The sequence below is a fragment of the Streptomyces sioyaensis genome, assembly GCF_004122735.1.
GTDB classification, from domain to species: Bacteria; Actinomycetota; Actinomycetes; order Streptomycetales; family Streptomycetaceae; genus Streptomyces; species Streptomyces sioyaensis.
This window is the reverse complement of record NZ_SDIF01000058.1, coordinates 14,204-41,182: the sequence shown is the minus strand read 5'-3', so window position 1 is coordinate 41,182 and position 26,979 is coordinate 14,204. Positions and strand designations below refer to the sequence as shown.

Sequence of the window (26,979 nt, the reverse complement as noted above, 5' to 3'; positions counted from 1 at the left end):
GGGGCTGCGTCGGCGGGGGCGGCACGTTCTGCGGGTAGCCGTAGCCGCCGCCGGTGGGCGCGGGAGGGGCCGGCGGGGCGCCGGCCGGCGGCAGCGGTGCGGACGAGAACGGCTCCGGCATCCCCTCCGGCACATGCTGGGTGACCGCGTCGGGGTCCGACGCCGCGGCGGTCTGCGGATCCGCCGCGGACGGCGGGCCGGAGGCCTCCTCGGGCCAGGTGCTGGGCGGCGGGGTCGCGGGGGAGCCGTCGGCACCCGCCGACGGGCCGGGCTCGCTGCGGGGGGACGGGATGTCGGCAGCCGCGGGCTCCGTGCCGGGCTTCTCCGGCTCCGGTGCCGTCGCCTCCGGGGCGTCGGTGGGTGCCGCGGCCGGTTCGTTCTCGTCCACCGAGATGCCGAACTCGGTCGCCAGGCCGACCAGGCCGCTGGCGTACCCCTGCCCCAGGGCGCGGAACTTCCAGGCCTCGCCGCGGCGGTACAACTCCCCGCAGATCAGGGCCGTCTCGTCGCCCGTCTCGGGTACCACGTCGAAGACCGCGAGCGGCTCGCCGTCGCTCGCCGCCGCGTCGTACAGCAGGACCCGCAGATCCGTCACGCCCGCGAACGGCCCGCCGTCCGAGGACGCGGCCAGGACGACCCGGTCCACCGAGGGGTCCAGTGCCGCCAGATCCGCCTCGATGGTGTCGGTCAGCGCCTCGTCGACCTGCGTCTTGGGCAGATGCCGCACCAGGCCGCTGGGGTGGCGGGGCTGGTTGTAGAACACGAAGTCCTCGTCGGAGCGCACGCGTCCCCCGGGTCCCACCAGCAGGGCCGAGGCATCGACATCGGGCGCGCCGGCGCCGGGCGTCCAGCGCAGGACGGCCCGGACAGCCGTGGCATCGAGGGGTACGTTCGACCCTTTCAGCATCGCGTGCGTCATGCCGCAATCCTGCCTTCCCTCAGGTCGCAGGGACAACGCGGGGGCCCCGTGAGCCGCGAACGGCCCGGCCGGCGGACACCCGGGCGCCTCGCGTGGGTTACGTGATTTTCACGCACGCGGGAACCATCCACACCCCCACACACGTACGATTACCGGCTGGATCCAGACAGCGAGCCGCCGCGGGGGGCCCGGGTCCCGCAGGTATACGGGGAGTTCTATGCAGCATTTTGGGCACCTAGCGCCCGACGTTCGGAAGGCACTGTTCCACCAGGAGCCGGTGGAGTTCACCGCCGATTCCCCGGCCCGCACGCTCGCGGTCGCCCTGGGCGCCACGCTCTACAGCCCCGCCACCCGCCCGCAGCTCGCCGCCGACGTCCTCAAGCAGGCCGGGCGTGGCGTGCTGTCCATGGTGCTGTGCCTGGAGGACTCCATAGGGGACGGGGACGTCGAGGCCGGCGAGGAGAACCTCGTGCGCCAGCTCGCCCTGCTCGACGAGGCGGCCGCCGCGGGAACGTCCCTTCCGCTGCTGTTCATCCGGGTCCGTGCCCCCGGCCAGATACCGGACCTGGTGCGGCGGATGGGACCCGCCGTGCACAGGCTGTCTGGATTTGTACTTCCGAAATTCACCGAGGAAAGCGGCATCCCGTTCCTTGAGGCGCTGACCGCGGCCGAGTCCGCAAGCGACCGGCGGCTGTTCGCGATGCCGGTGCTGGAATCCCCGCAGCTGCTGCATCTGGAGAGCCGCGCCGAGACCCTGCAAGGGATCGCCAGGTCCGTCGACAAGTACCGGGACCGGGTGCTCGCCCTGCGCCTCGGCGTCACCGACTTCTGCTCGGCCTACGGACTGCGCCGCGCTCCCGACATGACGGCGTACGACGTCCGGATCGTCGCGTCCGTGATATCCGACGTGGTCAATGTGCTGGGACGGGCGGACGGTACGGGCTTCACGGTCACCGGCCCGGTGTGGGAGTACTTCCGGCTGCAGGAGCGGATGTTCAAGCCGCAGCTGCGGCGCAGCCCGTTCCTCGGGCGGGCCGAGGAACTGCGGACGGCCCTGATCGAGCACGACATGGACGGTCTGCTGCGGGAGATCGAACTCGACCGCGCCAACGGTCTGCAGGGCAAGACCTGCATCCACCCCTCGCACGTCGCACCGGTGCACGCCCTCTCGGTCGTCAGCCACGAGGAGTTCAGCGACGCGGTCGACATCCTGCGGCCCGAGCGGGGCGCCGGCGGAGTCCTGCGCTCCGCGTACACGAACAAGATGAACGAGGTGAAACCGCACCGGGCCTGGGCCGAGCGGACCCTGCTGCGCGCCGAGGCGTTCGGCGTCGCCGGGGAGGGCATCGGGTTCGTGGAGCTGCTGACGGCGAGCGTGGTGCCGACGTGACCGGCGCCGCACGACATGACGGTACGACCAAGGAGACACAGCGCGTGGTCTGGACGGGAGAATGGGTCGCCGGTCGGCTCGGGGTCTCGCTGAGCGGCGGGGACGAGCTGCCGGAACTGCTCGGGCTGGCGCTGCGGCGCAACCCCAAGCGGGCCCATCTGCTCGTGTCGAACGTGCTCGGCAAGCACGTGCCGCAGCGGCCGGACGTGGTCCATGGCGCCGGCCTCGGCCTGGGACGCCGGGTGCGGCAGCTGCTGGGCGAGGAGGCCGCCGCCCGCTCCGTCGTCCTGGGCTACGCCGAGACCGCCACCGGCCTGGGACATTCGGTGGCCGACGGCCTGGCGCTGGCGCCGTATCTGCACTCCACCCGCCGGCCGGTGGCGGGCGTGGCGCAGGTGGGCGGCTTCGAGGAGGAGCACAGCCACGCCACCTCGCATCTGCTGCTCCCGCAGGACCGCGCACTCCTGGCCGGGGACGGACCGCTGGTGCTCGTCGACGACGAGTTCTCCACCGGCCGGACCGTGCTGAACACCATCCGGGCGCTGCACGCGCACTTCCCGCGCGAGCGGTACGTGGTCGTCGCCCTGGTGGACATGCGCTCCGACGAGGACCGCAGCCGTCTGGAGAAGTGCGCGGCGGAGCTGGGCGCCCGGGTCGACCTCGTGGCGCTGGCCGCGGGCGGCGTCCGCCTCCCCGACGATGTGCTCTCCCGCGGCCAGGACCTCGTCGCCCGGCACGAGGCCCGCGCGGCAGGGACGCCCGGCCCCGACGGAGCGCCCCAGGACGGGCCCCGGCCGGCGGACACGTCGGGCGCACCCGCCGCCGGCGGTGCGCCCGCCGTACGGGTCGACCTCGGCTGGCCCGCCGGTCTGCCGGACGGCGGGCGGCACGGCTTCACCCCCGCGCACCGCGAGCGGCTGGAGGCCGGGCTGCCCGCCATGGCGGCCCGGCTCGCACGGCACCTGGACGGCGCGCGCCGCGTCCTCGTCCTCGGCAACGAGGAGTTGATGTACGCGCCGCTGCGGATCGCCGGGGCGCTGGACGCGCTGGTCACCGCGGAGCACGGCGACGCCGCCCCGGCACCCGCCGACGGCACCGGCGCGGGCGTCTTCTTCTCCACCACCACCCGCTCGCCGGTGCTCGCCGTGGACGACCCCGGGTACGCGATCCGCACCCGGCTGTCCTTCCCCGCCCATGACGGCCCGGCCGACGGGCCGGGGGAGCGCTACGCCTACAACGTCGCGCCCGGCTCCGCCCCGGAACGCCGCTTCGACGCCATCGTGGCCGTCGTGGACGCGCCCGGCGACCGCCCCGAACTGCACGCCGCCGGCGGTCTGCTGCACCGTCTCGCCGCGCACACCGACCGGCTGCTGCTCGCCGTCCTCCCCTCGTACACGCCGCCGCCGGAGGCCGGATCCATGCCCCTCCCCGAGCCGCTGCGCGGCCCCGCCTTCTCCTCCTACGCGGCCGACGAGGTCGGCTGGCTGCTCCAGGACCTCTCCGGCGTCTCCCTGGAAGCGCCGACCGAGGAACGCGAGGAGGCGATCCAGCGCGGCGGCGCCCACTACGCGGAGTCGCTGCCCGTCGAATTCCAGCCGAGCCAGGAGTACCAGGCGCTGTTCCACAGCGCGCTGCAGGCCTCGGCGAGCCGGATCGCGCGGGCCGTCGGGACCGTCACCGAGACCGTGCTCGCCGAACGCGGCCCGCGCCCCGTACTGGTCTCGCTGGCCCGCGCCGGCACCCCCGTCGGGGTGCTGATGCGCCGCTGGGCCCGGCACGTCCACGGGCGGGAGCTGCCGCACTACGCGGTCTCGATCGTCCGCGGCCGGGGCATCGACACCACGGCGCTGCGCTGGCTGGCCGCCCGGCACGATCCGGCGGACGTCGTCTTCGTGGACGGCTGGACCGGCAAGGGCGCCATCACCCGTGAACTCGACCGGGCACTGGCGGACTTCCCGGGCTTCGATCCGCGGATGGTCGTGCTCGCCGACCCCGGCGGCTGCGTCGAGACCTACGGCACCCGCGACGACTTCCTCATCCCGTCCGCCTGCCTCAACTCCACCGTCTCCGGCCTCATATCGCGCACCGTCCTGCGCGCGGACCTGGTGGGCCCGGACGACTTCCACGGCGCGAAGTTCTACCGCGAACTGGCCGCGGCCGATCTGTCCGGGACGTTCCTGGACACGGTCGCCGCGCGCTTCGACGAGGTCGCCGAGGAGGTCGCCGCGGAGGTGAAGGAGCTGGCCGCCGCGGACCGGACACCCACCTGGGAGGGCTGGGCGGCCGTCCGGCGGATCAGCGAGGAGTACGGCATCCACGACGTCAATCTGGTCAAACCCGGTGTCGGGGAGACCACCCGCGTCCTGCTGCGCCGGGTCCCCTGGAAGATCCTGGCCCGGCGGGGCGCGGGGGCCGATCTCGCGCATGTGCGCCTCCTGGCGGAACAGCGCGGCGTCCCCGTCGAAGAGGTCGACCAACTGCCCTACACCTGCGTGGGGTTGATCCACCCCCGCTTCACCCGCGGGGCCACCGGGGCCGACGGCAAGGCGGTGGCCTCCTGATGAGCGGCCGGCCCCTCGCCCACCACCACCCTTCCCCGGAAGCGCTGCGCGCTGCCCCTCTTTTGGTCGCCAGCGACCTCGACCGCACCCTGATCTATTCGGCCGCGGCGCTGGACCTCGCCATGCCCGACGCCGAAGCCCCCCGGCTGCTGTGCGTCGAGACGTACGAGCGCAAGCCGCTGTCCTACCTGACCGAGACGGCCGCCGGGCTGCTCGCCGAACTCGCCGGCCGCACCACCTTCGTGCCCACCACCACCCGCACCCGCGCCCAGTACGGCCGCATCCATCTCCCCGGACCGGCACCGGAGTTCGCCATCTGCGCCAACGGTGGGCAGCTGCTCGTCCGGGGCGAGCCGGACCCGGACTGGCGGCGCACCGTCGACGAGCGGATCGCCGCGCGGTGCGCGCCCCTGGCCGAGGTCCGCGCCCATCTCGTCCGCACCGCCGACCCGGCCTGGCTGCGCAAGGAGCGGGTCGCCGAGGACCTCTTCGCCTATCTCGTCGTGGAGCGGCCGCTGTTGCCGGACACTTGGGTGAAGGACCTCGCCGGCTGGGCGGCGGAGCGCGGCTGGACGGTGTCCCTCCAGGGCCGCAAGATCTACGCCGTACCGCGGCCGCTGACCAAGAGCGCCGCCGTGGCGGAGGTGGCCCGCCGCACGGGCGCCGCCGAGATCCTCGCGGCCGGTGACTCCCTGCTCGACGCCGATCTGTTGCAGGCCGCCGACCGCGGATGGCGGCCCGGACACGGCGAACTGGCGGCGACCGGCTGGTCCGCCCCCCACGTCACGGCGCTGGATGCCCGCGGGGTCGCCGCGGGCGAGCACATCGTCCGCGCCTTCCTCCGTGCCGCTTCCCCGGACCGGGCGGTGGGGCACGACGGCCTCGGCTAGGGTCTGTCCGATGGGGCAGGGCGCGGGCCCGGCCATGACCCATCGGGACCGCGATCCTTGATCAAGAGGAGAGTCAGTGGCTGAGTCCAAGAGCACGCAGATCACCGCGGAGATGTACGACTACGTCCTCGCCCACAATCCGCCGCTGAACGACGCACAGCGGGACATCGTCGAGCTCACCCATCGCGTGTTCCCCGAGGCGGCGGTGATGCAGTCGGCCCAGGAGCAGGGTCCGCTGCTGGCGTTCCTGGTGCGGCTGATCGGGGCCCGGCGGATCGTCGAAGTGGGCACCTTCACCGGCTTTTCGGCCCTGTCGATGGCCCAGGCACTGCCCGCGGACGGCACCCTGCTCGCCTGCGACGTGTCGGAGGAGTGGACGGCCTACGCCCGGGAGGCCTGGGAGCGGGCCGGGGTCGCGGACCGCATCCAGCTGCGGATCGCGCCCGCGCTGGAGACCCTGCGGGCGCTGCCGGACGAGCCGCGGATCGATCTCGCCTACCTCGACGCGGACAAGAGCGGCTACGTCTCCTACTGGGAGGAGCTGGTGCCCCGGATGCGGCCGGGCGGTCTGATCGTCGCGGACAACGTCCTCTACCAGGGTGACGTCATCGACCCGGCGGCCACCGGTTCGGCCCTGGCCATCAGGGCGTTCAACGACCACGTCGCGGCGGACCAGCGGATGGAAGCGGTGCTGCTCACCGTGGCGGACGGCCTGACGCTGGCCCGCAAGCGTTAGCGGTCTCGGGCCCGGCACTGCCACCCGCCCGTAGTCGGCCGCGGCGCCTAGCCGCAGCCGCCGCCTCCGCAGCAGCCGCCGCCCGCAGCGCGCGGCGCGGGGGCGGGGGCCGGGGCGGCGGCGGAACCGCCGACGGCGACCGTGGAGAGAAGCTTCACGGTGTCCTCGTGGCCGCGGGGGCAGACCGCCGGGGCGGAGGACTCGGCCATCGGCCGGTTCAGCTCGAAGGTGGTGTCACAGGGGCGGCACCGGTATTCATAACGAGGCATGAGCACAGATTAGCCGTGGCGCCGCTCAGCGCACGACGGTGCCGGGCGGCGCGTCCAGCATGCCCAGTTCCGCGCGGGTCGGGGCGCCTTCCCAGTCGCCGGCGGAGGCGACCGCGAACGCGCCGGTGGTGACGCCCCGCGCCAGCCGCCCGGCCGGCTCCTCGCCGTCCAGCAGCGCCGACAGATAGCCCGCCACGAAGGCATCGCCGGCGCCCACGGCGTCCACGGCCCGTACCGAGGGGGCGGGCCGGTGCACACGGCCGCCGCGGGTGAAGGCCGTCGCCCCCTCCGCGCCGAGCGTGACCACGACCTCGCCGACGCCCAGGTCCAGCAGGAGTCCGGCCTGCGCGGCGAGGGACGGCCGTTCGCCCTCCGTATCCGTACCTCCGGGCAGGCACAGCGGCAGCTCGTCATCGGAGGCGATCAGGACGTCGACGAACGGGACCCAGGCGCGCAGGACCGCGGTGGCTTCCGCGGCGGTCCACAGCCGGGCGCGGAAGTTGACATCGAGGCAGACCAGCGAGCCGCATTCCCGGGCGAGGGGGAAGACCTGACGGGCAGCCCGCCGGGCCGTGGGGCTCAGGGACGGGGTGATGCCCGTCAGATGCAGGACGCGCGGCGGGGCGGCGGAGAAGGCGCCCCGGACCAGGTCCGCCGTGAGCCGTGAGCCGGCCGACCCCGTGCGGTAGTAGTGCACCCGCGTGACGTCGGGCAGCCGCGGCTCGGTCCACAGCAGCCCGGTCGGGGCCTCGGGGTCCGTCGAGGCGCCGGACACCTCGACGCCCTCGGCGCGCAGCGTACGCAGCACCAGCTGCCCGGCCTCGTCCGCGCCGACCGCGCCCGCCCAGCGGACGTCGTGCCCGAGCCGCGCCAGGCCGATGGCGACATTGCTCTCCGCGCCGGCGATGGAGACCTGGAGCGTGCCGCCGAGCTTCAGCGGGCCGCCGCCGCGCAGGGCGACCATGGTCTCGCCGAAGGTGAAGACGTCCGGGCGGCCCGGTTGCCGGGGAAGCCGCGGCCGGACGGCGCCGGCCCCGGGCGTCGGCTGCCCCGTCATCGTGCGCACGCCGCCTGGAACTCCGCCGCCCGCTTGCGCAGCTCGTCCAGATCGCCCCCGTCCGCCGCGTCCCCGATCAGCGGGGAACCGACGCCCACCGCCACCGCCCCCGCGTCGAAGTACTCCTGCGCGGTGGTCAGGTCCACCCCGCCGACCGGCACGAATGCCGGCTCGGGGAAGGGCCCGCGGAGCGCCGCCAGATACGACGGCCCGCCCACCGACGCCGGGAACAGCTTCAGGGCGGAGACGCCCAGCGCCTCGGCCGCGATCACCTCGGACGGCGTCAGCACCCCGGCGAGCGTCGGCAGCCCCTGGCGTACGGACTCCTCCAGACCGGCCCCGAGACCGGGCGTGACGATGAGGTTCGCCCCGGCTTCGGCGGCCCGCCGGGCGTCGGCGGCCGTCTGGACGGTGCCGGCGCCGAGCCAGGCCGCGTCGCCGAGCTCGACGCGCGCCCGCCGGATGACGGTGAGGGCGTCCTGCCCGCTGAGCGAGATCTCGACCAGCAAAAGGCCTGCCTCCGCAAGCGCCATGACCGTGCGGAAGGACGCTTCCGCATCCCTGCCCCGGATGATGGCCACCAGCCGCTCGGTCCGGAGCGCCGTGCTGAGGTCCATAGCGTTTCCTGCTTTCTCCCGCACCCCGCCGCGTGTGCCGCGCGACCGGGTCGCGCAGGCGCGCGGGTGACACCGTCAATTATTTCCGCTCTGGCCGGGCGGCGGGGCCAAGTCACCACCGCCCGTCACCATCCGGCCAGCCGTCACCATCCGGCCAGCCGTCACCCTCCGGCCCGCCGTCACCCTCCGGCCCGCCGTCTCCACCCGGTCCGCCCCGTCACCATTCGGCGAACGCGCCGTCCTCGTGACGCCACACCGGATTCCGCCACGCGTGCCCCCGCGCATCCGCCGCCCGTACGGCGCCCTCGTCCACGTCCACCCCGAGGCCGGGGCGGTCGGTCCGCAGCAGCGACCCGCCGTGGAAGCGGAACGGCTCCGGATCCGTGACGTAGTCCAGCAGCTCGGCGCCTTGGTGGTAGTGGATCCCGAGGGACTGCTCCTGGATGAGGAAGTTCGGGGTGGTGAAGGCGACTTGGAGGCTGGCGGCCAGCGCGACCGGACCCAGCGGGCAGTGCGGGGCGAGCTGCGCCCCGTAGACCTCCGCGAGCGCGGCGATCCGGCGCAGCTCGGAGATGCCGCCCGCATGCGAGACATCGGGCTGGACGATCGCGACGCCGGCCTGAAGCGGAGCCAGGAACTCCCGTCGGGTGAAGAGGCGTTCACCGAGTGCCAGCGGGATGCCGGAGGCATTGACGAGGTCGGGGAGGGCATGCAGATGGTCGCAGAGCACGGGCTCCTCCACGAACATCGGCGCGTAGTCGGCCAGCAGCGGGAGCAGCCGGCGGGCGTTGGCGGGCGAGACCCGCCCGTGGAAATCGAGGCCGAAGTCCCGTTCGTCGCCGAGGACTTCGCGCGCGGTCTCGGCGCGCAGCAGGCATGCCCGTATCTCGGCGCGGGTCGCCACCGGCGTCATCCGGCCGCAGCCGTTCATCTTGACGGCGGTGAAACCGGCCTCGATCTGTGCGGTGACCGCGTCGCGCAGGGCATGCGGCTCGTCGCCGCCGACCCAGGCGTAGGCGCGGATCTTCTCGCGGACCGGGCCGCCCAGCAGCTGATGGACGGGGACCCCGTGCCGCTTCCCCTTGATGTCCCACAGCGCCTGGTCCAGGCCGGCGACGGCGGACGAGAGGACCGGCCCGCCCCGGTAGAAGCCGCCCTTGGTCATGACCTGCCAGTGGTCCTCGATACGTGCCGGATCCTGGCCCAGGAGGTATTCGGACAGCACCTCCACGGCCGCCCGGACCGGCTCGGCCCGCCCCTCGACCACCGGCTCACCCCAGCCGACGACGCCCTCATCGGTCTCCACCCGTACGAACATCCAGCGCGGCGGGGCGAGGAAGGTCTCGATGCGGCTGATCTTCATGCGGACCGGCCCGTCCTTTCGGCGTGCGGCACCTGGCGTGCGGTGTGCGGCCTCCCGCCCGGGCCCGTGCCGCGGACGGCGTCGGGTTCGTGCGGCGTCAGCCGCTCGTGCGCAGTGCCTCGCGGTGTCCTGCCCACCGGCGTCCGCGCCGTAACGGCCGCCGCCCGGGGATTCCCCGCAGTGTTACGGATGCTCCCGCGCGGACAGATCGAGCAGTTCGAGCATCGCCATGTAGGCGCCGTCGACGTCCCTGTTCCGTACGGCCCCGACGACCGCGGCATGGACCGCGTGCGGCGGCGCGAGCGCCCCGGCCGCGGCGAGCACCTCCCGGTCGCGCTGGACGAGGACCGGCACGATCACCCGGTGCATCTGCGCATAGAAGCGGTTGTTGGACGCGATCAGCATGGCGGTGTGGAAGGACGCGTCGGCGCGCACGAGCATCACCGGGTCGCCCGCGCTCGCGGCCATCGCGCTCAGCGCGGCGTCCAGGGCCGCCAGATCGTCATCGGTACGGCGCTCCGCGGCGAGCGCGGCCGCCGCGGGCTCGATGGAACGGCGCAGTTCGAGCACATCGGCGAAGAAATCGGAGGAGACCCCGGCCGCGAGCTTCCAGCGCAGCACGTCCGCGTCGAGAAGATTCCAGTCCTCCCTGGGCCGCACGAACGTGCCGCGCTTCGTATCGGTGCCGAGGATCCCTTTGGTGGTCAGCACCTTGACCGCCTCGCGCAGGACGGTCTGGCTCACCTCCAGCTCCGCCATCACCTCCGGCATGACCAGGCTGTCGCCCTCCCCGTAGGTGCCCTTGAGGATCCGGGTGGCGAGCGCTTCGACCGCCACGTTGTGCACCCCGTGCCCGGTGACGGACGCGGCGTGCCCGTGACGGCTCATCGTGCTGCCGCCCCGCCCCGGCTCAGGACTTCTTGCGGCCGGTGCCGGACCCCGTGCCCGAGCCCGCGCCGGTGTCCCGGCCGCTGCCGAGCGCGCCCGTGCCGGAGGACGTGACGCTGCGCCGTCTGCTCCCGCTCGTGCCGGCGCCGAACGAACCGCGCCCCGCATGGGAGGCGCCCTGCATCCTGACCCGCGCCGCCTGCCGCGCGGCCGTCATACCGGAGACGGGTACCAGCTGTCCGCGGTCGAACCGTTCCGCTTCCTCCGGGTGCCGGGCCCGCCAATACGGATTGTCGTGCGGGAGGCCGCCGCTGACCCGTCCGTACATCCCGAAGACCAGCAGCATCAGCCCCACCAGGAAGCTGAAGAGGACGTTCTGGAGCCGGAAGGCGAGGAAGTTGGCATCGGTCTGCAGCAGCGCCAGGTTCACGAACCCGCTCAGCAGGAACAGCCCGCCGAACACGATGTTGAGGGTCGAGGCGAAGTTCCCGCCGATCACCATGCCGAGGAAGAGGATCGCGCCGACGACGATCGAGAGCACGCTCAGGGTGCCGTTGGTGTTCAGCCCGGCCACGGTGTCGCCGCCGGTGTCGAAGTAGCCGATGTGGTGGGTGAGTCCGAGGATGCCGAAGGCGATCAGCACCAGGCCCATCAGCCCCGCGCCGACACGGTAGACCTGGCTGAGCCGATGGTCCACGGGCAGGTGCTCATCGAGGCGGGTGTGCCGTGCCTTCACCCGGTGGAACGGATTCGCGGGCCCGTGGAGGGGCTGGCCGGTAACCCCAGTAGCCATGTCCGGCCTCCTTCGCGCAGAGGTGCCGTCTGAGCCGTGCCTCTCCAGGATCCGCCCACGCCACAGATCACGCCATCGCCGGGACGGCGCGGATTGTTCACTTTCCGGAGGAAAGCCGCCGGAGACCGCCCTCAGCGCCACCGGAGCCCCGGGCCGGGGCGATCCGGGCCGCCCCGGGGCGGGTCGCACCCCGGCCCTAGAAGCCGGCCGGCCGCCCCGCGACGCCGCGGGCCCGGGCCATCTCAGCCGCCGCCGGCCCCCGCCCCGCCCCTGGCGTCCCTGATCTCCTGCACCACCCGGGCCGCCGTCTGCCGGACGGCGTCGGTCTCGGTCAGGAAGTGCCACCAGTCGGGATGCCGCCCCTCCAGGCCCGCGACCGCGCGCTCCAGCCGCGCCACCGCGTCGTCCAGGGGGCCTGCGTGCCGCGGGTCGGGGGTGCTGCGCCCGGTCATCGCCAGCCGCTGGGCGTCGCGGATCGCGAAGCGCGTCCGGTCGATCTCCTTCTGCCGGTCGAACGACACCGCATCGAGCCGCTGCAGCCGGTCACCGGCCGCCGACACCGCCTCGTCGACGGTGTCCAGCAGCGCCCGTACGGTCGCCAGCAGGCTCGTGGCATCCGCCCAGCGCTGCTCCTCACGCGCCTGCTGCGCCTCCCGCAGCTTCGTCTCGGCCTGCCGGACGGACTGCGCGGCCTGCTCCGGCACCTGCTGCAGGTCCTGCCAGCACGCCGCGCTGTACCGCCGCCGCAGCTCGCTGAGGACCGGGTCGACCTTGCCCGCACGCGTGGTGATCGCCTGCGCCCGGGTCCGCAACGACACCAGCCGCTTGTCGATCTCCGCAGCCCTGCCCGGCAGCCGCTCGGCCTCGGCCCGTACGGCCTCCGCCTTGCGCAGCACCTCGTCGGCCCGCCGGATCGTCTCCTGGACGCCGTGCTGCCCGGCGCCCTGATTGAGCTTGGTCAGCTCCGGCCCGAGCGCCGCCAGCCGGCCCGCAAGATCGTCCGCCCGCAGCCCCTGGGCACGCACCGCATCCAGCCCGTTGCTCGCCGCGAGCAGCGCCTGCCGGGCCCGCTCCACGGACGGGGCCAGCCGCGCCAGCTGCGTCTCGGCGGACTGCAGCAGCGGCCCGAGCCCCTGCGCGAACCGGTCGAGCTCACCCTTGACGCGGTTCAGCTCCTCCTTGGCCCGCGTCAGATCGGCCCGCGCCCGCGCGATGGCGGCGCCGTCCAGATCGTCGCGGTCCAGATCGTGTGAGTCGACCGCGGTGATGTAGCCCTGGCTCACCTCGTCGATCCGCCGGCCGAAGCCCGCGTAATCCTCCGCGGCCTTCCGTGCGGCCGGCGAGCTGTCCACGGCGGTGATCGTCTCCAGGGAGATCCGCAGATCCCGCTGCGCGGTGTCCAGCTCGTAGAACGCCTCCGCCGCGGCATCCTTCGCGGCCTGCGCATCGGCCCGCTGGCCCTCCCCGCGCCCGAACCAGCGACGGGTCCCCCCGCCCGCGAACGCCATCGGCGCCAGCGCGGCCAGCAACGGCAGCGGCAAGAGCGCGAGCGCCACCACATCCCGGACCGGCCCCCCACGGGCGCGACGGCGTCCTCGCTGCTCATGCGGCTGCGCTTCTGTCGCCGTCACTTCCCTCTCCCGCTCGCATCGCCCCAGGCCGAATGTCATTGTCCCACTCACCGGAACGAACACCCCGACCGGTAAGTTCGCCCTCCGCACACTGGTGTGCAGCCCAGCCCCGAAGGCAAGGTAGTCTGTCGGCTCGGCCAGGGCGCATAGCTCAGCGGTAGAGCGCTGCTCTTACAAAGCAGATGTCACAGGTTCGAATCCTGTTGTGCCCACCAGCGAAAACGCCCCCGCGGAGACCCCTCCACGGGGGCGTTGACGGTAGATCTCGACGGCAGTCCCTGCTCCGGACGCCATCGCCGGCGCTACAACAGGCGGGCCGGCTGTGCCCGCCCCAACTCGATGGAGAAGCCGGAGCGCCGCTCGGCCGCGAGGGCCGGCAGCGGCCGGAACGGTCCGCCTTCCGGGACGTCGTAGGCAGCGAGGACCGACGAGAGTCCCGGCATGGACTGGTGCGCGCGATCGTCCGGGCGCTCCTTGTCGGGCAGCAGCCGAGCCGGGTCGATGTCGAGCGCGTCGGCGATGGCGTCCAGAACAGCATCGGACACGCCGCGCTCACCACGCTCGATCTTTCGGATGGTGCCCAGGGCGATACCGGCGGAGCGCGCCAGGTCGGCTTGGGTGAGGCCGGAGATGCGCCGTTCGTAGGCGATGCGGGGGCCTACCCCGCGATACACAATGCTGGGCATACCAGTCTCCGTTCGGTGCAGCCACTCCGAACGGTACCCGTTCCGTCACGGTCCGAGAACAGAAACGGCCCCGCCCCATCGCGTGGGTGGGGCCGTGCAGTTCGCTCACTCGGACCGCAGCACATCGACCAGCTCGGCGAGGCTCCCCACCTGCCATTCCGCGGCCCGCGCGTCCTCGCTGTCCGCCCACAGATGCCCGAGCGGCCCGCGACACAAGTGGGCTGCCCGAAGGCCAGCGGCGCGCGCCGGAATGACGTCGTTCTGCGGGTGGTCGCCGACGTACAGCACCTCCTCAGCCGGGACGCTAGCCAGCTCGACAGTGCGTTTGAAGAACTCGGGTGCAGGCTTCGCCACCCCCCACTCCCCTGACGTGGCCAGCGCATCCACCGGCAGGTCGAGAGCGCGCAGCAACTCGCCAGCGCGCGCTGTTTGGTTGCCCGCCACCACCACACGGACGCCGCGCGCCCGGAGCGCGGCGAGCGACGGCCGAACGTCCGGGTACAGGTCGGACTCGTTCAGGACTTCGCCCCGGCCGGCCCGCTCCATCGCAGCCCGTTCCGCCTTCACATCGATGCCCGGCCGAACGAGCCGCAGCGCGTCCGTGTTGTCCCGGCCCTGCGCAACGACCGCCCCGACCAGGGCCGACAGCGTGTGCCGGTTGACGCCGAGCCAGTCGGCCCACGAGCCCCACCCGCGGTCATCGCTGATGAGGGTCTCGCCAACATCGAATGCCACTGCACGGATCATGCGAGAAGCCTACGGTTCGGCAACCTGTGTGCGTATGTCAGCACCCAGCCGTACGATTCGAGACATGGTGACCACCTGCGCCCCTGCCGCCACCATCGAGCAGGCGAACGAGCGGATACGGGCGTTCATGGCCGCGCGGGCGGGCCGCACTCTCTTCACCGACGAACAGGTCGAGCACGAACGGCTTCTCGCCGCGTGGGCCGCCGCCACGGGTGGCGGCTCACCTGCATCTCCCCGCGCCTCGTCGATTTCCTGAATCCGCTTCAGGTTCTCCTCCGCTGTGAGAGCGGAGCATCTGGGAGATGCCGTGAGCAGCAGCAAACCGGCGTGGTCCGAGCGTGAGCTCCCGGCGTTCTTCAGGCGGTGGCGCACCGACTGGAAGGACGAGGACCTCTCACCGGGCAACTACCTCGACTTCGAGGGCGGCCTGCGTTTCGTCCTGGCCGCAGCCTGGCTGTTCTGCCCCGAGACGGTCGAGTACCGCGGTTGCGTGTTCCTCAAGGAGCGCTTCAGCCAGGGCACTGTCGACGACTGGTTCGCGAATCTCGGCGACGATCGGCGACGTATCGAAGGCGTGGCCAACCATGTCGAGTTGTGGGATATGTTCAGAAATACCCCCCTGACGGATGACGATCAGCTCGGGGAGGAACTGCCGCAACTCGCGCTGGCTCTGGGGGAGTGTTGGCAGGGGATCCTGTCCGCGCGCTACCCCGACCGGGAGATCACCGTCGAGGTGAGCGACGAGGAGGACGGCTCCTATGGGCCGACTGTGACCTTCTGGACATCCCCCGCTATCTCGACCTTCGGGTAGTGCTGCAGGTTGCTCCCTCCCGCGCTCTGCACAGTCTCAGCACGTGAGCTCGCACGTGGGTGGCGCTGACCTGGGGATCTCCGGGCTACTGAGGCGACGACAGGACCTGGATCACCGCGTTCAGTGGCTCCGGTGACGAGGAAAGTTCGCCGAGGTAGGGATAGGCGAGTTCGGTGACGAGGAAGAGGTTGGCGGCAACGAGGGCGCTCACCGCCCCGACCATCCCGTAGTGCATCCGGGTCTGCTCGGAGCCGAAGATGACGGAGAACCCGAGAACCAGTCCAGTGTTCAGAAAGATCACCATCCACAAGGACAGGGGTGGGCCGGTGTTGGTGCGTGCCTGGAGCAGTCGTACCGTGCGTGCGCCGGTCAATTCCCTCAGGGACGCGAGCGAGCCGGTGAGGAAGGCTCGTTGGGAATCGTTGTGCGGCTTGACGCCCGCGTACGTGCGGTGCAGGCGGTTCAGCGCATTCTCGGCCTCGGGCGTGGTACGGCCGACCACGGCGCGGGGCCACTCGGCCGCCGCCGCGCGTGCGTACTCCAGCAGGCTCTGCCGGATCCGTGCGCTCTCGGCCTTGCTGAACACATTGAGGCCCCTGGCCAGCTGCACTGCCGCGGCGCCCTCGGCCCGCGTCGTCTGGTCTGCCGAGTTCACCTGGCCCCAGAGCACGAGGACCATGAACCCGATGAGGAATCCGTAGACAACGGCGACAACGGGAAAGAGGAACTGTGCGACCTCGTTGTGCTTGCCCTGCCTGAGGCGAGGGAAGCTGTGCCGGACAATCACCTGGACGACTGCTGTCCCGCCGCCAATAACGACGATGAGCCCCGCCAGCAGCAACACGGGCGGGAAGTTCATCACGATCCAACGGGCCACTGCTCCACGCTCCTGACGTACCCCACACCCGCCACCACCGGCGCGGTGGCCAACGAACGCACCGGCCTGCGGACACGCCCAGGTGCGGTGGGGGTGGCCCGTCCGGGCCAGGGTGTCTGTCCGGCCGGGGTGGTACTCCCGTGGTGCCGGGGTCGTTCTCCCTGCCGGGAGGGCGCGGGACGCCTTGGGTAGAGTGCGCCGCGCGTACCACGTTTGGGGGAGCGAGCGATGCCAGAGCCACTGAGCGCCGAAGACCCGGTGGTGGTCGGTCCGTACCGATTGCGGGCCCGGCTCGGGGCCGGCGGTATGGGGCAGGTGTACCTGGGCGAGTCCGGTTCGGGGCGGCGGGTCGCCGTGAAGCTCGTACGGGCCGAGATCGCCAAGGACCCGGGCTTCCGCAGGCGGTTCCGGCGGGAGGTCGAGCTGGCGATGAAGGCGGGCGGCTTCTGGACGGCTCCCGTGGTGGACGCCGACCCGGACGCGGCGACGCCCTGGGTGGCCAGTCAGTACGTCCCGGGTCCCTCGCTGGCGGAGCAGGTGGCGGCGCACGGGCCGCTGGACGAGGCGGCGTTGCGGCAGCTGGCCGCGGGACTGGCCGAAGCGCTGCAGGCGTTCCACGGCACGGGGCTGGTGCACCGCGATCTGAAGCCGTCGAATGTGCTGCTCCTGGACGACGGGCCGCGGGTCATCGACTTCGGGATCTCCAAGGCCCTGGAGGACGACAGCGGTACGGCGCTGACGGTGACCGGGACGGTGCTGGGCACCCCCGCCTATATGTCCCCCGAGCAGGCCGTGGGGCGGGAGGTGGGGGAGCCGTCGGACATCTTCTCGCTCGGTTCGGTGCTGACGTTCGCCGCGACGGGGCGGGGGCCGTTCGGGGACGGGTCGACGCATGCGCTGCTCTTCCGTGTGGTGCACGAGCCGCCGGTGCTGAGCGGACTGCCGCCGGGGGTACGGCCGTTGATCGCGGCATGTCTGTCCAAGGAGCCGGCGGAACGGCCCCGGGCGGCGGATATTGCGGCCATGGCGCTGGGGCTCGGGTCGGTGCCGGGGGAGGATTCGGGATGGGGCGAAGCTCCGGGCCCGGTCGAGGCCGCACCTCCGGTCGAGGCTGCACCTCCGGTCGACGCCGGAGTCCCGGTCGGCGCCCCAGCCCCGCTCGACGCCGCAGCTCCGGTGGCATCTCCGGGCCGGACGGAAGCTGCGGAGGGGCCGACCGTACGTGCCTCCGGCTCGGGCGGGCCCGTTACGGCCGAGGCCGCGACGGCACCCGCCTTCCGGCCGCCGGGCCCGGCTCGCGCGAGTACGGTGAGCGCGCCGCCCGCCCGGGAGGGCGCCGTACCGCGGGCCGGCGGAGCGCCGGTCGGGCGGGGCGCGCTGCTGGGGTTCCGGGCCACGGCCTACGCCAGCGGTGTGCTGACCCTGGTGACCTGGGGGGCGGCGGCCGGTGAGCCGGCGGGGCTGTCCCCCATTGCTGTGATCAACGGTTTCCTCCTGATCCTGTACGTGATCGCCGCCGTCCGTCTTTCGTTCCGGCTCAGGCTGTCCGCCGGGACGAAGATCCTGGTCGTGCTGGCGGCCTGGCTCCCGCTGGGTACGTTCCTGGCGGAGCGGAAGCTGACCCGTATGGTCCGGGTGGCGGCCGTCCGGTAGGGCTCGCGCGGCGGGCCGCTGTGCCGCGGGGGAGAGCGGCCGTGCCCCGTGTTCCTACACCTCGATCTCCGCGAGCCGGTGGATCAGGTGGTCGGCGAATGCGTCCACGACGGCCGGTAGTTGACGGCCTGCCATGGCCTGGATCTGGATGGTGCGCAGATGCATTTCCGGGTTGCGGATGGAGATGGCCTTCAGCCCCTCTCTGCGCAGCCTTTCGTGCACGGTGATGTGGCCGATCAGTGAAACGGCATTCGCCTCTTTGACGAAGTTGGACAGGGCGCTGGAGCTTGAACTGACCAGCAGGGGTTCGAAGCTGATTCCCTCGGTCGAGCAGCACAGGTCGAAGAGGCGCCGGTTCGTGGTGCCTTCTTCGGTGAGGGCGACCGGATAGGGGAGCAGATCGTGCAGATGGATTTCGTCCCGCTGCGCGAGCGGGTGATCGGATCTGACCATGGCCTGGATCGGGGCCCGTTGGGCGTGGATGACGCGGACGTCGGGAGTGGGCGCGAGGCTGAAGGTAACGGCCAGATCGACCGAGCCGTCCTGGACCATTTGCGTGGTCAATGACGGGCTCACCACGGGCATGTGGAAGGTGGTGCCCGGATTCTCCTTGCGGAAGGCGGCCATGGCGTGCGGAAGGAATTCCTGCGCGGCTCCCTGGGAACTCGCCACCCGGACGACGGTCCCCAGCCGGCCGCGGCCGCGGATCTCCGCGAGTACCTGATCGGTTTCCAGAGCGGCGCGGCGCGCATAGGCCGCCAAAAGGGCACCGGCCTCACTGGGCACCATTCCGCGCGGCCGGCGCTCGAACAGCGGGACGCCGATTTCCTGCTCAAGTTTGCCGATTTGCCGGCTGATGGCCGAGCCCGCGACCAGGAGTCGCCTGGATGCCTCATTGACCGAGCCGGTGCGAACCACCTCAAGGAAGTACTCAAGAGCCGGACTGTTCAGCATGCGCTCAGCATAGAAAGGTATTGCTCTTCGGGCAACGATTTGTTCTATAAATTGCGATTGCGTGAATGGTGGGGCCGTGCCTAACGTCGGCAATACGCCCTGCGGGCTCATCCGGAACGGGCGGGCCGAGCGAATCGGCGGCGCCTTTTACCGGCGGCCCCGTCGACCGGCGGCCGGCCGATAGGGCTCCCCCTCACCCGGTGTGCATCCTCCCCGCAGGCAGCCGAGGCAGGGATGATCATGAATGCGACGGTCACCGGCGACGACACCGGATCCTGGGCGACACCGGACGGGGACGTGGCCTTCCGCTGTCCGCTGCCCCATCTCCCGGAGGCGGTCGCCCCGGTGCGCCGTCGCGCGCACACCGTACTGACCTCCTGGAATCTTCCCGCCGCGACCATTGAGGATGCGGTGTTGGTGATCTCCGAACTGGTCACCAATGCGGTCACCCACGCCCTTCCGCCGGCCGTGCTGCACCTGTCCCGGCCCGGTGGCGACGCGCGCTGCGCGCTGCGCATCGAGGTCTCCGATGCGGGGCCGGCGTCCTGCGTCCGGTGGCCGGCCGACGGCGGGCGGCCGGCCGAGCACGGCCGGGGGAGCGGCATCGTCACCGCCCTGTCCCTCCGGTACGGCGCCCGCGCCCACCGCGACGGGATCACCCGCTGGGCGGACCTCCCGGCGGCCTGAGCGGCGTTCGCGCACGTTGCCCATTCGGCAATCACGTGTTCTAAAAGTTGCGATTGTGCGAACAGTCGGTGACCCCTAACGTCATCGCTCAACGAGCTCACGAGGCCCATTTCCCGGCTTCGGACTCACCTTCGGCGTTTCCACCCTGCGCGACAGTTCGCCTGCTCGATTCGAGGGAGTAACACTCATGACGACCGCTGGAGAGACAGGTCAGATGATTGCCGAGAAACCCCTGAGCCGGAATCGGGCGAGGCGAGCCGTGCTCGCCGCCACGGCCGGAAACACGCTGGAGTGGTACGACCTGACCGCTTATGGGTTCTTCGCGGTTTCGATCTCCAAGGCGTTCTTCCCCACCGGTGACGCGACGGTGTCCCTGATGCTCGCCTTCGGCACCTTCGGGATCTCGTATCTGATCCGGCCGTTGGGCGCACTCGTTCTGGGACCGTACGCGGACCGCGCCGGACGCAAGGCCGGTCTGCTGCTGACGATCCGGCTGATGATGATCGGCACGTTGCTGATCGCCGTGATGCCCACCTATGCCTCCATCGGCATTGCCGCACCGCTCATGATTCTGCTCGCCCGGCTGCTCCAGGGATTCTCGGCGGGCGGTGAATTCGGCAGTGCGACCGCATTCCTGTCCGAACAGTCGGAGGACCGGCGCGGCTACATGGCGAGCTGGCAGTTCGCCTCGCAGGGCCTGGCGACGCTGCTGGCCGCGACCTTCGGCACCGTGCTCAGCATGAATCTCTCCGATGCCCAGCTGGATTCCTGGGGCTGGCGCATTCCGTTCCTCCTCGGCCTGCTGATCGGCCCGGTGGGGTATGTGATCCGCCGGCAGCTCCCGGAGACCCCTGAATTCGCCGAGGCCGTCGAGGCGGGAGAGGCCACGACGACACCGATCCGACAGGTGCTCGGAGGGCAGAAGCTGCGGGTGCTGCTCATGGTCGGCGCCATGGTGATGTCCACCGCGGTGACGTATGTGATCGTCTATATGCCGACCTACGCACACGAGTCCCTGGGGCTGCCGTCCTCCGCGGGATACGTCGGCGCGGCGGTCTCCGGTGTGATGCTGACGACCGTGACGCCCCTGATCGGCCATCTCTCGGACCGGGTCGGCCGCATCAAGATCATGCTCATCGCCGCGATCGCGATGGTGCTCAGCATCGTCCCGCTGTTCCTGCTGCTGTCGGGCAGCCCGTCGCTGCTGGTCATGGGCCTGGTGATGGGGGTGCTCGGGCTGTTGAAGGCCTGTTACTTCGGGTCGCTGCCCGCCTTGATGTCGGAGGCGTTCCCGACCGCCACCCGCAGCACCGGCCTGTCCCTGAGCTACAACCTCGGCGTGCTGTCCTTCGGCGGCTTCGCCCCCGCGATCATCACCTGGATGATCGCCAGCACCGGCAATCACCTCTCGCCCGGCTTCTACATCATGGCGGCCGGCGCCCTGAGCATCGCCGCCCTTCTGGCCGCCCGGCGCTTCCTGACCCTGCGCTGACGTACCGGCCGTATCCCGTACGCACTTCTGACGAGCCGCCAACGGCTGCTGCCGGACGGGCCCCTGCCCGCCGGCCCCCCACGAGAGAACGAGGTCACTTCCATGACGGACGCTGCGACGATCCGCGCTCAGCTCCCCGGCACCCCGCGTGACCTGGTGCACGAGCACCAGGACGCACTCATCACCGGGCTGATGGACTACGTGAGCCACCCCAGCGTGAGCGCGACCGGGGAGGGGTTTCCCGCCGCGACCGACCATGCGCTCGACGAGGTCAAGCGGGCGGGCCTGACGCCGTCGGTGCTGACCGGCGACGGTGGCCGGCCGCTGGTGGTCGGCCACCGCGCCGGGCCTGCCGGGTCGCCGCACGTCCTCCTCTACGGCCACTACGACGTCCAGCCGACCGGCCCGCGCGAACAGTGGGATTCCGACCCCTTCACCCCGGTCCTGCGGGACGGGCGGATCTGGGGGCGCGGCACCGGCGACAACAAGGGCCAGCACTATGCGCATCTGCAGGCGCTGCGCCTGTTCGACGAGTACGTCGGCCAACTGCCCTGCTCGGTGACGGTGCTGCTCGACGGCGAGGAGGAGATCGGCAGCCCCACGCTGGCGGCCACCCTGGGGACGCACCGGGAACTGTTCGACGACTGCGATCTGGTCGTCTGGAGCGACCGGTCGGTGCACGAGTCCGGTGAATGGTGTGTCTCGCACGGGGTGCGCGGCATGCTCCGGCTCCGGCTGCGGGCGACCGGTGCGAGCCGTCCCCTGCACTCCGGCAACTTCGGCAACGTCGCGCCCAATCCGGCCTGGCAGCTGGTCCAGGCGCTGGCCTGCCTCAAGGACCCGGCCGGCCGGGTCCTCGTCGAGGGCTTCGAGGACGGCCGCGAACCGCTGCCCGACGCCGACCGCGCCGCGTTCGCCGCGCTCCCGCTCGATCTGCCGCAGGTCCTCGGGGACATCGGGCTGAGCGGCATGGACCCCGCCTTCGACGGGCTGTCCTTCTACGAGCGCCTGGCGGACCGCCCCACGCTGACGATCAACGGGATCAGCACGGGTGACGTGGCCCGGACGATCATCCCCGACACCGCGGAGGCGGGCGTCGACATCCGGCTGACGCCGGGCCAGGATCCGCAGGCCGTCTTCGAGCGGGTGGCAGCCCATCTGCGGGCTCATGCCCCCGAGGTGACGGTCACCAAGACCGGCGGCACACCGGCCTCCCGGACCACGATCGACAATCCCTACACGCCGCGGGTGGCAGCGGCCGTCTCCCGGGTCACCGGGCGGCCCCCGCTGCTGATACCCGCCTATGGCGGCACCCTTCCGGACTGGGTCTTCACCGGGGTCCTCGGGCTGCCCAGCATCGGCCTGCCGCTGGCCAACGCCGACCAGGCCAACCACGCGCCGAACGAGAACCTGCGCGTCGACTACTTCCTCGACGCCACCGCCATCTGCATGGAGCTCCTGCTCGAACTGGGCTCGGCCACCGGCCCGTTGGCGCGTCCCACCGCAACGGAGGCGTGAGACCGATGCACCCCGCACCACACCCCGGGCCCTGGCTCGTCCACGAGGGAACGCTGACCGGTCTGAAGGTCCTCGATCTGTCCCGCATCCTGTCCGGGCCGTTCTGCACCATGATGCTGGCCGATCTCGGCGCCGATGTGATCAAGGTCGAGGACCCTGTCTCCGGAGATGACACCCGGGCCTGGGGTCCCCCCTTCCAGGGCGAGGACGCGGCGTACTTCCACAGCGTCAACCGCAACAAGCGCGGCATCGCGGTCGACCTCAAGGACCCGGAGTGCCGGGGCCTGATCCACGAGCTGGCGGCCACCGCCGATGTGATCGTGGAGAACTTCCGGCCGGGCACCGCGGCCCGCCTGGGGCTGGGGTACGAGGACGTCCGGGCCGCCAATCCCGGCGTCGTCTACGCCTCGATCAGCGGCTACGGGCAGACCGGGCCGTACCGGCAGGAGCCCGGCTATGACGCGATCGCGCAGGCGGTGAGCGGGGTCATGAGCGTGACCGGCGAGCCCGGGGGGCCGCCGGTGCGCTTCGGGGTGTCCCCCGCCGACCTCGCCGCCGGCATGTGGGCCGCCCTCGGCATCCTCGCCGCCCTCCGCAGCCGTGAACTCACCGGCAGGGGCGAGTGGGTCGATGTCTCGCTTCTGGACGGCCAGGTGGCCTGGCTGAGTTATGTGGCCGCCGGCTACTTCGCCTCCGGCGACGTCCCGCGGCGCTACGGCTCGGCCCATCCGGCGATCGTGCCCTACCAGGCGTTCCCCACCGCCGACGGTCATCTCATGGTGGCCGCCGGGAACGACGGCTTGTGGCGCCGTTTCGCCACCGCGATCGGACTCGCCGCACTCGTCGACGACCCACGGTTCGCGACCAACCCCGACCGGGTCCGCCACCGCGCGGAACTGCTTCCGCTGATCGAAGGCGCGCTGGCTTCCCGCGGCGCCCAGGAGTGGGCCGCACAGCTCACCGCGGAGGGGATACCGGTCGGTCCGATCAACACCGTCGACCAGGCCCTGCGGCATCCCCAGGTCGTCGCCCGCGGCATGGTCGCCGAGATCGAGCACCCCGGCGCCGGCACCCTCCGTACCCTCGCCTCGCCCCTCAAGCTGTCCGAGCACCCGGCGGCCGTACGCACCCCGCCGCCCCGGCACGGTGAGCACACCGCACAGGTACTGACCGCCCTCGGGGCCGGCCCCGGGCAACTGGCCGGGCTCCGCGCACGGAAGGCCGCGAAGTGACCCCGGGGCACGAAGTGGCACCGGAGTCCGAGGTGACACCGGTGGCCGAAGTGACCCCGGAGCCCGAAGTGACAGCGGTGCCCGGCGCCGAACCCGCCGTCGGGATCACCCGGTCCGGTGCCGTCGGCGAGATCCGGATCGGTGACGGCGGCCGGCGCAACGCCCTTCCCGGCGCGGCCTGGGCGGCCCTGGCCCGGCGGATCAGGGAGCTCGGGGCGTGCCGGTCGCTGCGGGTGCTGGTGATCCGCGGGCAGGGCGACACCTTCTGCGCCGGGTCGGACATGACCGACTGGGTGGCGGCGGACCCCGGCCGTGTCGAGGAGTCCTTCGCCCACATGGAAGCGGCGTTCACGGCGATCGAGGACTGTCCGGTCCCGGTGATCGCCGAGGTCCGCGGGGTCGCCGCGGGGGCGGGGTGCCAGCTCGCCCTCGCCTGCGATCTGCGGCTCATGGCGGCCACCGCACGGATCGGGATGCCGATCGCCCGGCTCGGCATCCTCGCCAGCCCACTCTTCGCCGCACGGCTGGTCGCCCTGGCCGGACCGGGTACGGCACGGGAGTTGCTCTACACCGGCCGGCTGGTCGAGGCCCGTACGGCGGTGGCCCTCGGACTCGCCGACCGCTGTGTCCCCGACGACCGGCTCACCGAGCACGTCGGCCGCCTCGCCGCCGGGATCGCCGACCATCCGCCGGCGGCGATCCGGGCCGCCAAACGGGCCGTCGTCGCCGCCCTGGCACCGCAGCGCACGGCCACCGCCGCCCCGCAACGGCCGGTGGTGGCCCGGCCCCACTTCGACCGCGCGATCGCCGCGTTCCTCGGGCGGCCGTCGGCGGCACCGCCGGACCGGGCCTGAGTCCGGACCCGCCCTGAGTCCGGACCCGCCCTGAGTCCGGACCCGCCCTGAGTCCGGACCGGGCCTGAGCTGGGAGGGCGTGCGGCGGGCGCGCGGCGGGCCGCCCGAGGCTGCCGCGCGCTGTTGTTCGCCGTGGGGGTGCTGTGTATCGTCGAGAGTGACTTGAAGTTTCAAGTAACTGGTTCCGGGGCGGGCAGAGCAGGAACAGTCGCCGGTCCGGCCCGGGGCGGGCAGGAACAGCGGAGCCGGAAACGGGGAGTGCGGCGGCACCACGGTGGTGCCGCGGCGGAAGAGCGGAGAGCAGGACCATGCCGGTACGACGTCTCAACCACGCGGTGCTCTACGTACGTGAGGTGGCGCGGTCCGTCGCCTTCTACACCGAGGCCCTCGGGCTGACGGTGGATGTCGAAGTGCCGGGGCGCGCCGCGTTTCTCAGCGCTCCCGGCTCGCTCAACGATCATGATCTGGGGCTGTTCACGGTGGGGCCCGGGGCTCCCGGGCCCGAAGCCGGACGTGTCGGGCTGTACCACCTCGCGTGGGAGGTCGGCACGATCGGCGAACTCGTCGCGGCGCGTGACCGGCTCGACGAGCGGGGCGCCCTGCTGGGCGCCAGTGACCATCTCGTCGCCAAGTCGCTGTACGCCAAGGACCCGGACGGCAACGAGTTCGAGGTGATGTGGCGGGTCCCGCGGGAGGACTGGCCCGGCCCGGACCAGCCGGACCGCGTGCTGCCGCTCGATCTGGCGGCGGCCCTGGAGCGCTGGGGGCCGGACTTGGAGACGGGGGCGGCGGCGGGGTCCCCTACCTGAGGGGAGAGCGGGGCGGGGCCGGATCGGACAGGCTCGGCCCCTGCCCCGCTGCGGGACCGGGGGCGAGCGCCTCGTTCTCCGTACCTGCCGTACCTGCCGTACCTGCCAGATCTGCCGTACCCCCCCGGATCCGCCGGCTGTGCCTGCCGGGTCCGCTCCGTCCAGCGCTTCTCGACGCCGGACAGCCGCCAGTACGCCAGCGCCGCGGCCCACACGACGACGAACAGGCCGACGATGATGAAGCCGACGTTGTCGAGGTCGAGGCCGGATATCCAGCCGGTCAGCGGGTCGGTGAGGGCAAGCTTGTCGTGCAGCACCGTCACCAGCTCGATCGTGCCGATGAAGAAGGCGACGGCGATCGAGAGGCCGGTGATCGCGAGGTTGTAGTAGACCTTGCGCACCGGGTTGGAGAACGCCCACTGGTAGGCGAAGTTCATGAAGGTGCCGTCGAGGGTGTCGAACAGGCTCATTCCGGCGGCGAAGAGCAGCGGCAGACACAGCACCGCGTGCCAGGGCAGACCGGCCGCGGCGCCGCTGCCCGCCATCACCATCAGGGTCACTTCGGTCGCGGTGTCGAAGCCGAGCCCGAAGAGGAAGCCGAGCGGGAACATCTGGCCGGGGCGGGAGACGGAGCGGGTGAACCGCCCCAGGAAGCGGTTCATGAAGCCGCGTGAGTCGAGTTGCCGCTCCAGCTCGGCCTCGTCGTAGCGGCCGCTGCGCATCTCGCGGAAGACCCGCCACATCCCGGACAGCGCGATGAGGTTGAGGGCGGCGATGAGGTAGAGGAACGACCCCGAGACGGTGGTCCCGACCGTGCCCAGGATCTGGTGCATGCGGGACTCGTCGTTGAGCAGGATGCCGGCGAGCTGCGCGCCGCCCGCCACGAGGGCGGCCATCACGACGACCACGCTGGAGTGGCCGAGCGCGAACCAGAAGCCGACCGAGACCGGCCGCTTGCCGTCGGCCATCAGCTTGCGGGTGGTGTTGTCGATGGCGGCGATGTGGTCGGCGTCGAAGGCGTGCCGCATGCCGAGGGTGTACGCGGTGATGCCCAGCCCGACGCCGAAGACCCGGCTGCCGACGGTGTAGTGGTGCGGGACCACCAGCAGGAAGAGCACGCCGAAGGCGACGACATGCAGTCCGGCTATGACGGCCATCAGGCCCGCGGTACGGACGGTGTCCTGCCGGCGCCAGCGGAAGGCGCCGGAGGCAGGGGTGTTCGGGGTATCGGTGGACAGGGCCATCCGGCGGTCACGCTCCAGCACCTCGTGGATCACTTCGTGAAATGCCGTGGCCGGTCTCCTGGCTTACGGGTGCACGCGTCCGCCCCGCCTTCCCGGCCGCGGGCTGCGGTCAGTGGCGCCGCAGAGGCGTCATGCGTCTGCGGAAGGGGTGGAAACTCCCCGATCACAGTGGCGAGGGCCGCTCCGGACTGGGACCTCAAGGTCCGTCACCGGTCTTCCCGAGCACCACGGCCCGGCCACTCTAACCGCCACGGGGGAGAGGTGCGGTCCGTGGTGCGGGTCCGGGGGCGGGCGGGAGCGC

Annotated in this window: 25 protein-coding genes, 1 tRNA gene, 1 pseudogene and 1 riboswitch; of the genes and pseudogenes, 14 read left to right on the top strand and 13 right to left on the bottom strand. The window is 72.0% G+C overall.

Annotation, left to right across the window (positions count from 1 at the left end):
• The coding region (locus EST54_RS34895) for a TerD family protein (RefSeq protein ID WP_174857475.1) at positions 1 to 919 on the bottom strand (919 nt) is incomplete at its 3' end.
• Positions 920 to 1,136: 217 nt separating this feature from the next.
• Here EST54_RS34895 and EST54_RS20250 point away from each other — a divergent pair.
• The 4 genes from EST54_RS20250 (at position 1,137) to EST54_RS20235 (ending at position 6,496) form a co-directional block, all read left to right on the top strand.
• Positions 1,137 to 2,309, top strand: coding sequence for an HpcH/HpaI aldolase/citrate lyase family protein (locus tag EST54_RS20250; protein ID WP_129249045.1), 1,173 nt, complete (start codon positions 1,137 to 1,139; stop codon positions 2,307 to 2,309).
• A gap of 44 nt (positions 2,310 to 2,353) precedes the next feature.
• Positions 2,354 to 4,870, top strand: coding sequence for a phosphoribosyltransferase (locus tag EST54_RS20245; protein WP_129249044.1), 2,517 nt, complete (start codon positions 2,354 to 2,356; stop codon positions 4,868 to 4,870).
• On the top strand, positions 4,870 to 5,760 hold the full coding sequence (locus EST54_RS20240) for an HAD family hydrolase (RefSeq protein ID WP_372448275.1): 891 nt from the start codon (positions 4,870 to 4,872) through the stop codon (positions 5,758 to 5,760). The genes EST54_RS20245 and EST54_RS20240 overlap by 1 nt, the downstream gene beginning before the upstream one ends.
• Before the next feature lie 112 nt (positions 5,761 to 5,872).
• Positions 5,873 to 6,496: an O-methyltransferase gene (locus EST54_RS20235; RefSeq protein WP_174857476.1), complete on the top strand. Its 624-nt coding sequence runs from the start codon at positions 5,873 to 5,875 to the stop codon at positions 6,494 to 6,496.
• Between the two features lie 47 nt (positions 6,497 to 6,543).
• On the opposite strand, the gene EST54_RS20230 is transcribed toward EST54_RS20235, so the two are convergent.
• The 7 genes from EST54_RS20230 to EST54_RS20195 all read right to left on the bottom strand — a co-directional run bounded on the left by EST54_RS20230 (position 6,544) and on the right by EST54_RS20195 (position 13,114).
• Positions 6,544 to 6,765: an FmdB family zinc ribbon protein gene (locus tag EST54_RS20230; protein ID WP_129249042.1), complete on the bottom strand. Its 222-nt coding sequence runs from the start codon at positions 6,763 to 6,765 to the stop codon at positions 6,544 to 6,546.
• 25 nt (positions 6,766 to 6,790) lie between these two features.
• Positions 6,791 to 7,822: a sugar kinase gene (locus EST54_RS20225; RefSeq protein WP_129249052.1), complete on the bottom strand. Its 1,032-nt coding sequence runs from the start codon at positions 7,820 to 7,822 to the stop codon at positions 6,791 to 6,793.
• Entirely contained in the window at positions 7,819 to 8,439 is a 621-nt protein-coding gene (locus EST54_RS20220; RefSeq protein WP_129249041.1) for a bifunctional 4-hydroxy-2-oxoglutarate aldolase/2-dehydro-3-deoxy-phosphogluconate aldolase, read from the bottom strand. Before EST54_RS20220 ends, EST54_RS20225 begins: the two co-directional genes overlap by 4 nt.
• 217 nt (positions 8,440 to 8,656) lie before the next feature.
• The gene (dgoD, locus tag EST54_RS20210) at positions 8,657 to 9,802 is read right to left on the bottom strand and encodes a galactonate dehydratase (RefSeq protein ID WP_129249039.1); all 1,146 of its coding nucleotides are present in this window, start codon (positions 9,800 to 9,802) and stop codon (positions 8,657 to 8,659) included.
• A 183-nt stretch (positions 9,803 to 9,985) separates the two neighbouring features.
• On the bottom strand, positions 9,986 to 10,690 hold the full coding sequence (locus tag EST54_RS20205; protein ID WP_129249038.1) for a FadR/GntR family transcriptional regulator: 705 nt from the start codon (positions 10,688 to 10,690) through the stop codon (positions 9,986 to 9,988).
• 22 nt (positions 10,691 to 10,712) lie between these two features.
• Positions 10,713 to 11,483 carry a DUF4383 domain-containing protein gene (locus tag EST54_RS20200; RefSeq protein WP_239013767.1) on the bottom strand — a complete coding sequence of 257 codons (771 nt, stop codon included), beginning with the start codon at positions 11,481 to 11,483 and terminating at the stop codon, positions 10,713 to 10,715.
• A gap of 242 nt (positions 11,484 to 11,725) precedes the next feature.
• Positions 11,726 to 13,114 (bottom strand): coiled-coil domain-containing protein, encoded by a 1,389-nt coding sequence (locus EST54_RS20195; RefSeq protein ID WP_129249037.1) that lies wholly within the window; start codon positions 13,112 to 13,114, stop codon positions 11,726 to 11,728.
• Between the two features lie 140 nt (positions 13,115 to 13,254).
• On the opposite strand from EST54_RS20195, the gene EST54_RS20190 reads away from it, so the two are divergent.
• A tRNA-Val gene (locus EST54_RS20190) sits at positions 13,255 to 13,329 on the top strand.
• Between the two features lie 87 nt (positions 13,330 to 13,416).
• Here EST54_RS20190 and EST54_RS20185 read toward each other — a convergent pair.
• Entirely contained in the window at positions 13,417 to 13,800 is a 384-nt protein-coding gene (locus EST54_RS20185) for a helix-turn-helix domain-containing protein (RefSeq protein WP_239013768.1), read from the bottom strand.
• Positions 13,801 to 13,905: 105 nt separating this feature from the next.
• The gene (locus EST54_RS20180) at positions 13,906 to 14,547 is read right to left on the bottom strand and encodes an HAD family hydrolase (RefSeq protein ID WP_129249036.1); all 642 of its coding nucleotides are present in this window, start codon (positions 14,545 to 14,547) and stop codon (positions 13,906 to 13,908) included.
• Positions 14,548 to 14,611: 64 nt separating this feature from the next.
• On the opposite strand from EST54_RS20180, the gene EST54_RS20175 reads away from it, so the two are divergent.
• Positions 14,612 to 14,803: a hypothetical protein gene (locus EST54_RS20175; protein ID WP_129249035.1), complete on the top strand. Its 192-nt coding sequence runs from the start codon at positions 14,612 to 14,614 to the stop codon at positions 14,801 to 14,803.
• A 51-nt stretch (positions 14,804 to 14,854) separates the two neighbouring features.
• Positions 14,855 to 15,358: a hypothetical protein gene (locus EST54_RS20170; RefSeq protein ID WP_129249034.1), complete on the top strand. Its 504-nt coding sequence runs from the start codon at positions 14,855 to 14,857 to the stop codon at positions 15,356 to 15,358.
• An 85-nt stretch (positions 15,359 to 15,443) separates the two neighbouring features.
• Here EST54_RS20170 and EST54_RS20165 read toward each other — a convergent pair whose 3' ends face one another.
• Complete coding sequence (locus EST54_RS20165; protein WP_244942570.1) at positions 15,444 to 16,235, bottom strand: bestrophin-like domain; 792 nt, start codon at positions 16,233 to 16,235, stop codon at positions 15,444 to 15,446.
• Between the two features lie 228 nt (positions 16,236 to 16,463).
• Between EST54_RS20165 and EST54_RS20160 the strand changes: the two genes are divergently transcribed.
• Positions 16,464 to 17,888 (top strand): protein kinase domain-containing protein, encoded by a 1,425-nt coding sequence (locus EST54_RS20160; RefSeq protein WP_129249033.1) that lies wholly within the window; start codon positions 16,464 to 16,466, stop codon positions 17,886 to 17,888.
• Positions 17,889 to 17,942: 54 nt separating this feature from the next.
• Here the strand turns inward: EST54_RS20160 and EST54_RS20155 are convergent, their stop codons facing one another.
• Complete coding sequence (locus EST54_RS20155; protein ID WP_129249032.1) at positions 17,943 to 18,842, bottom strand: LysR family transcriptional regulator; 900 nt, start codon at positions 18,840 to 18,842, stop codon at positions 17,943 to 17,945.
• 240 nt (positions 18,843 to 19,082) lie between these two features.
• On the opposite strand from EST54_RS20155, the gene EST54_RS20150 reads away from it, so the two are divergent.
• The 6 genes from EST54_RS20150 (at position 19,083) to EST54_RS20125 (ending at position 25,434) form a co-directional block, all read left to right on the top strand.
• Positions 19,083 to 19,529, top strand: a complete 447-nt coding sequence (locus EST54_RS20150; protein ID WP_129249031.1) for an ATP-binding protein — start codon at positions 19,083 to 19,085, stop codon at positions 19,527 to 19,529.
• Positions 19,530 to 19,716: 187 nt separating this feature from the next.
• Complete coding sequence (locus EST54_RS20145) at positions 19,717 to 21,021, top strand: MFS transporter (protein WP_239013769.1); 1,305 nt, start codon at positions 19,717 to 19,719, stop codon at positions 21,019 to 21,021.
• Between the two features lie 102 nt (positions 21,022 to 21,123).
• The gene (locus tag EST54_RS20140) at positions 21,124 to 22,539 is read left to right on the top strand and encodes a M20/M25/M40 family metallo-hydrolase (RefSeq protein WP_129249030.1); all 1,416 of its coding nucleotides are present in this window, start codon (positions 21,124 to 21,126) and stop codon (positions 22,537 to 22,539) included.
• A 5-nt stretch (positions 22,540 to 22,544) separates the two neighbouring features.
• Entirely contained in the window at positions 22,545 to 23,771 is a 1,227-nt protein-coding gene (locus EST54_RS20135) for a CaiB/BaiF CoA transferase family protein (RefSeq protein ID WP_129249029.1), read from the top strand.
• A 41-nt stretch (positions 23,772 to 23,812) separates the two neighbouring features.
• Complete coding sequence (locus tag EST54_RS20130; protein ID WP_244942569.1) at positions 23,813 to 24,625, top strand: enoyl-CoA hydratase/isomerase family protein; 813 nt, start codon at positions 23,813 to 23,815, stop codon at positions 24,623 to 24,625.
• Positions 24,626 to 24,933: 308 nt separating this feature from the next.
• Positions 24,934 to 25,434, top strand: a complete 501-nt coding sequence (locus EST54_RS20125; RefSeq protein WP_129249028.1) for a VOC family protein — start codon at positions 24,934 to 24,936, stop codon at positions 25,432 to 25,434.
• Positions 25,435 to 25,562: 128 nt separating this feature from the next.
• On the opposite strand, the pseudogene EST54_RS20120 reads toward EST54_RS20125, so the two are convergent.
• Positions 25,563 to 26,678 (bottom strand): annotated as a pseudogene (locus EST54_RS20120) (HoxN/HupN/NixA family nickel/cobalt transporter); the annotation flags it as partial.
• Between the two features lie 31 nt (positions 26,679 to 26,709).
• Positions 26,710 to 26,923: riboswitch (cobalamin riboswitch) on the bottom strand.
• Positions 26,924 to 26,979 lie beyond the last annotated feature (56 nt).

What these genes read in the sequence shown, in the direction of transcription:
- EST54_RS20225 (WP_129249052.1), bottom strand. Translation starts at nt 7,822, where the DNA reads ATGACGGGGCAGCCGACGCCCGGGGCCGGCGCCGTCCGGCCGCGGCTT.
- EST54_RS20160 (WP_129249033.1), top strand. Translation starts at nt 16,464, where the DNA reads ATGCCAGAGCCACTGAGCGCCGAAGACCCGGTGGTGGTCGGTCCGTAC.
- EST54_RS20200 (WP_239013767.1), bottom strand. Translation starts at nt 11,483, where the DNA reads ATGGCTACTGGGGTTACCGGCCAGCCCCTCCACGGGCCCGCGAATCCG.
- EST54_RS20140 (WP_129249030.1), top strand. Translation starts at nt 21,124, where the DNA reads ATGACGGACGCTGCGACGATCCGCGCTCAGCTCCCCGGCACCCCGCGT.
- EST54_RS20125 (WP_129249028.1), top strand. Translation starts at nt 24,934, where the DNA reads ATGCCGGTACGACGTCTCAACCACGCGGTGCTCTACGTACGTGAGGTG.
- EST54_RS20145 (WP_239013769.1), top strand. Translation starts at nt 19,717, where the DNA reads ATGACGACCGCTGGAGAGACAGGTCAGATGATTGCCGAGAAACCCCTG.
- EST54_RS20250 (WP_129249045.1), top strand. Translation starts at nt 1,137, where the DNA reads ATGCAGCATTTTGGGCACCTAGCGCCCGACGTTCGGAAGGCACTGTTC.
- EST54_RS20240 (WP_372448275.1), top strand. Translation starts at nt 4,870, where the DNA reads ATGAGCGGCCGGCCCCTCGCCCACCACCACCCTTCCCCGGAAGCGCTG.
- EST54_RS20155 (WP_129249032.1), bottom strand. Translation starts at nt 18,842, where the DNA reads ATGCTGAACAGTCCGGCTCTTGAGTACTTCCTTGAGGTGGTTCGCACC.
- EST54_RS20205 (WP_129249038.1), bottom strand. Translation starts at nt 10,690, where the DNA reads ATGAGCCGTCACGGGCACGCCGCGTCCGTCACCGGGCACGGGGTGCAC.
- EST54_RS20180 (WP_129249036.1), bottom strand. Translation starts at nt 14,547, where the DNA reads ATGATCCGTGCAGTGGCATTCGATGTTGGCGAGACCCTCATCAGCGAT.
- EST54_RS20230 (WP_129249042.1), bottom strand. Translation starts at nt 6,765, where the DNA reads ATGCCTCGTTATGAATACCGGTGCCGCCCCTGTGACACCACCTTCGAG.
- EST54_RS20175 (WP_129249035.1), top strand. Translation starts at nt 14,612, where the DNA reads ATGGTGACCACCTGCGCCCCTGCCGCCACCATCGAGCAGGCGAACGAG.
- EST54_RS20150 (WP_129249031.1), top strand. Translation starts at nt 19,083, where the DNA reads ATGAATGCGACGGTCACCGGCGACGACACCGGATCCTGGGCGACACCG.
- EST54_RS20185 (WP_239013768.1), bottom strand. Translation starts at nt 13,800, where the DNA reads ATGCCCAGCATTGTGTATCGCGGGGTAGGCCCCCGCATCGCCTACGAA.
- dgoD (WP_129249039.1), bottom strand. Translation starts at nt 9,802, where the DNA reads ATGAAGATCAGCCGCATCGAGACCTTCCTCGCCCCGCCGCGCTGGATG.
- EST54_RS20135 (WP_129249029.1), top strand. Translation starts at nt 22,545, where the DNA reads ATGCACCCCGCACCACACCCCGGGCCCTGGCTCGTCCACGAGGGAACG.
- EST54_RS20220 (WP_129249041.1), bottom strand. Translation starts at nt 8,439, where the DNA reads ATGGACCTCAGCACGGCGCTCCGGACCGAGCGGCTGGTGGCCATCATC.
- EST54_RS20235 (WP_174857476.1), top strand. Translation starts at nt 5,873, where the DNA reads ATGTACGACTACGTCCTCGCCCACAATCCGCCGCTGAACGACGCACAG.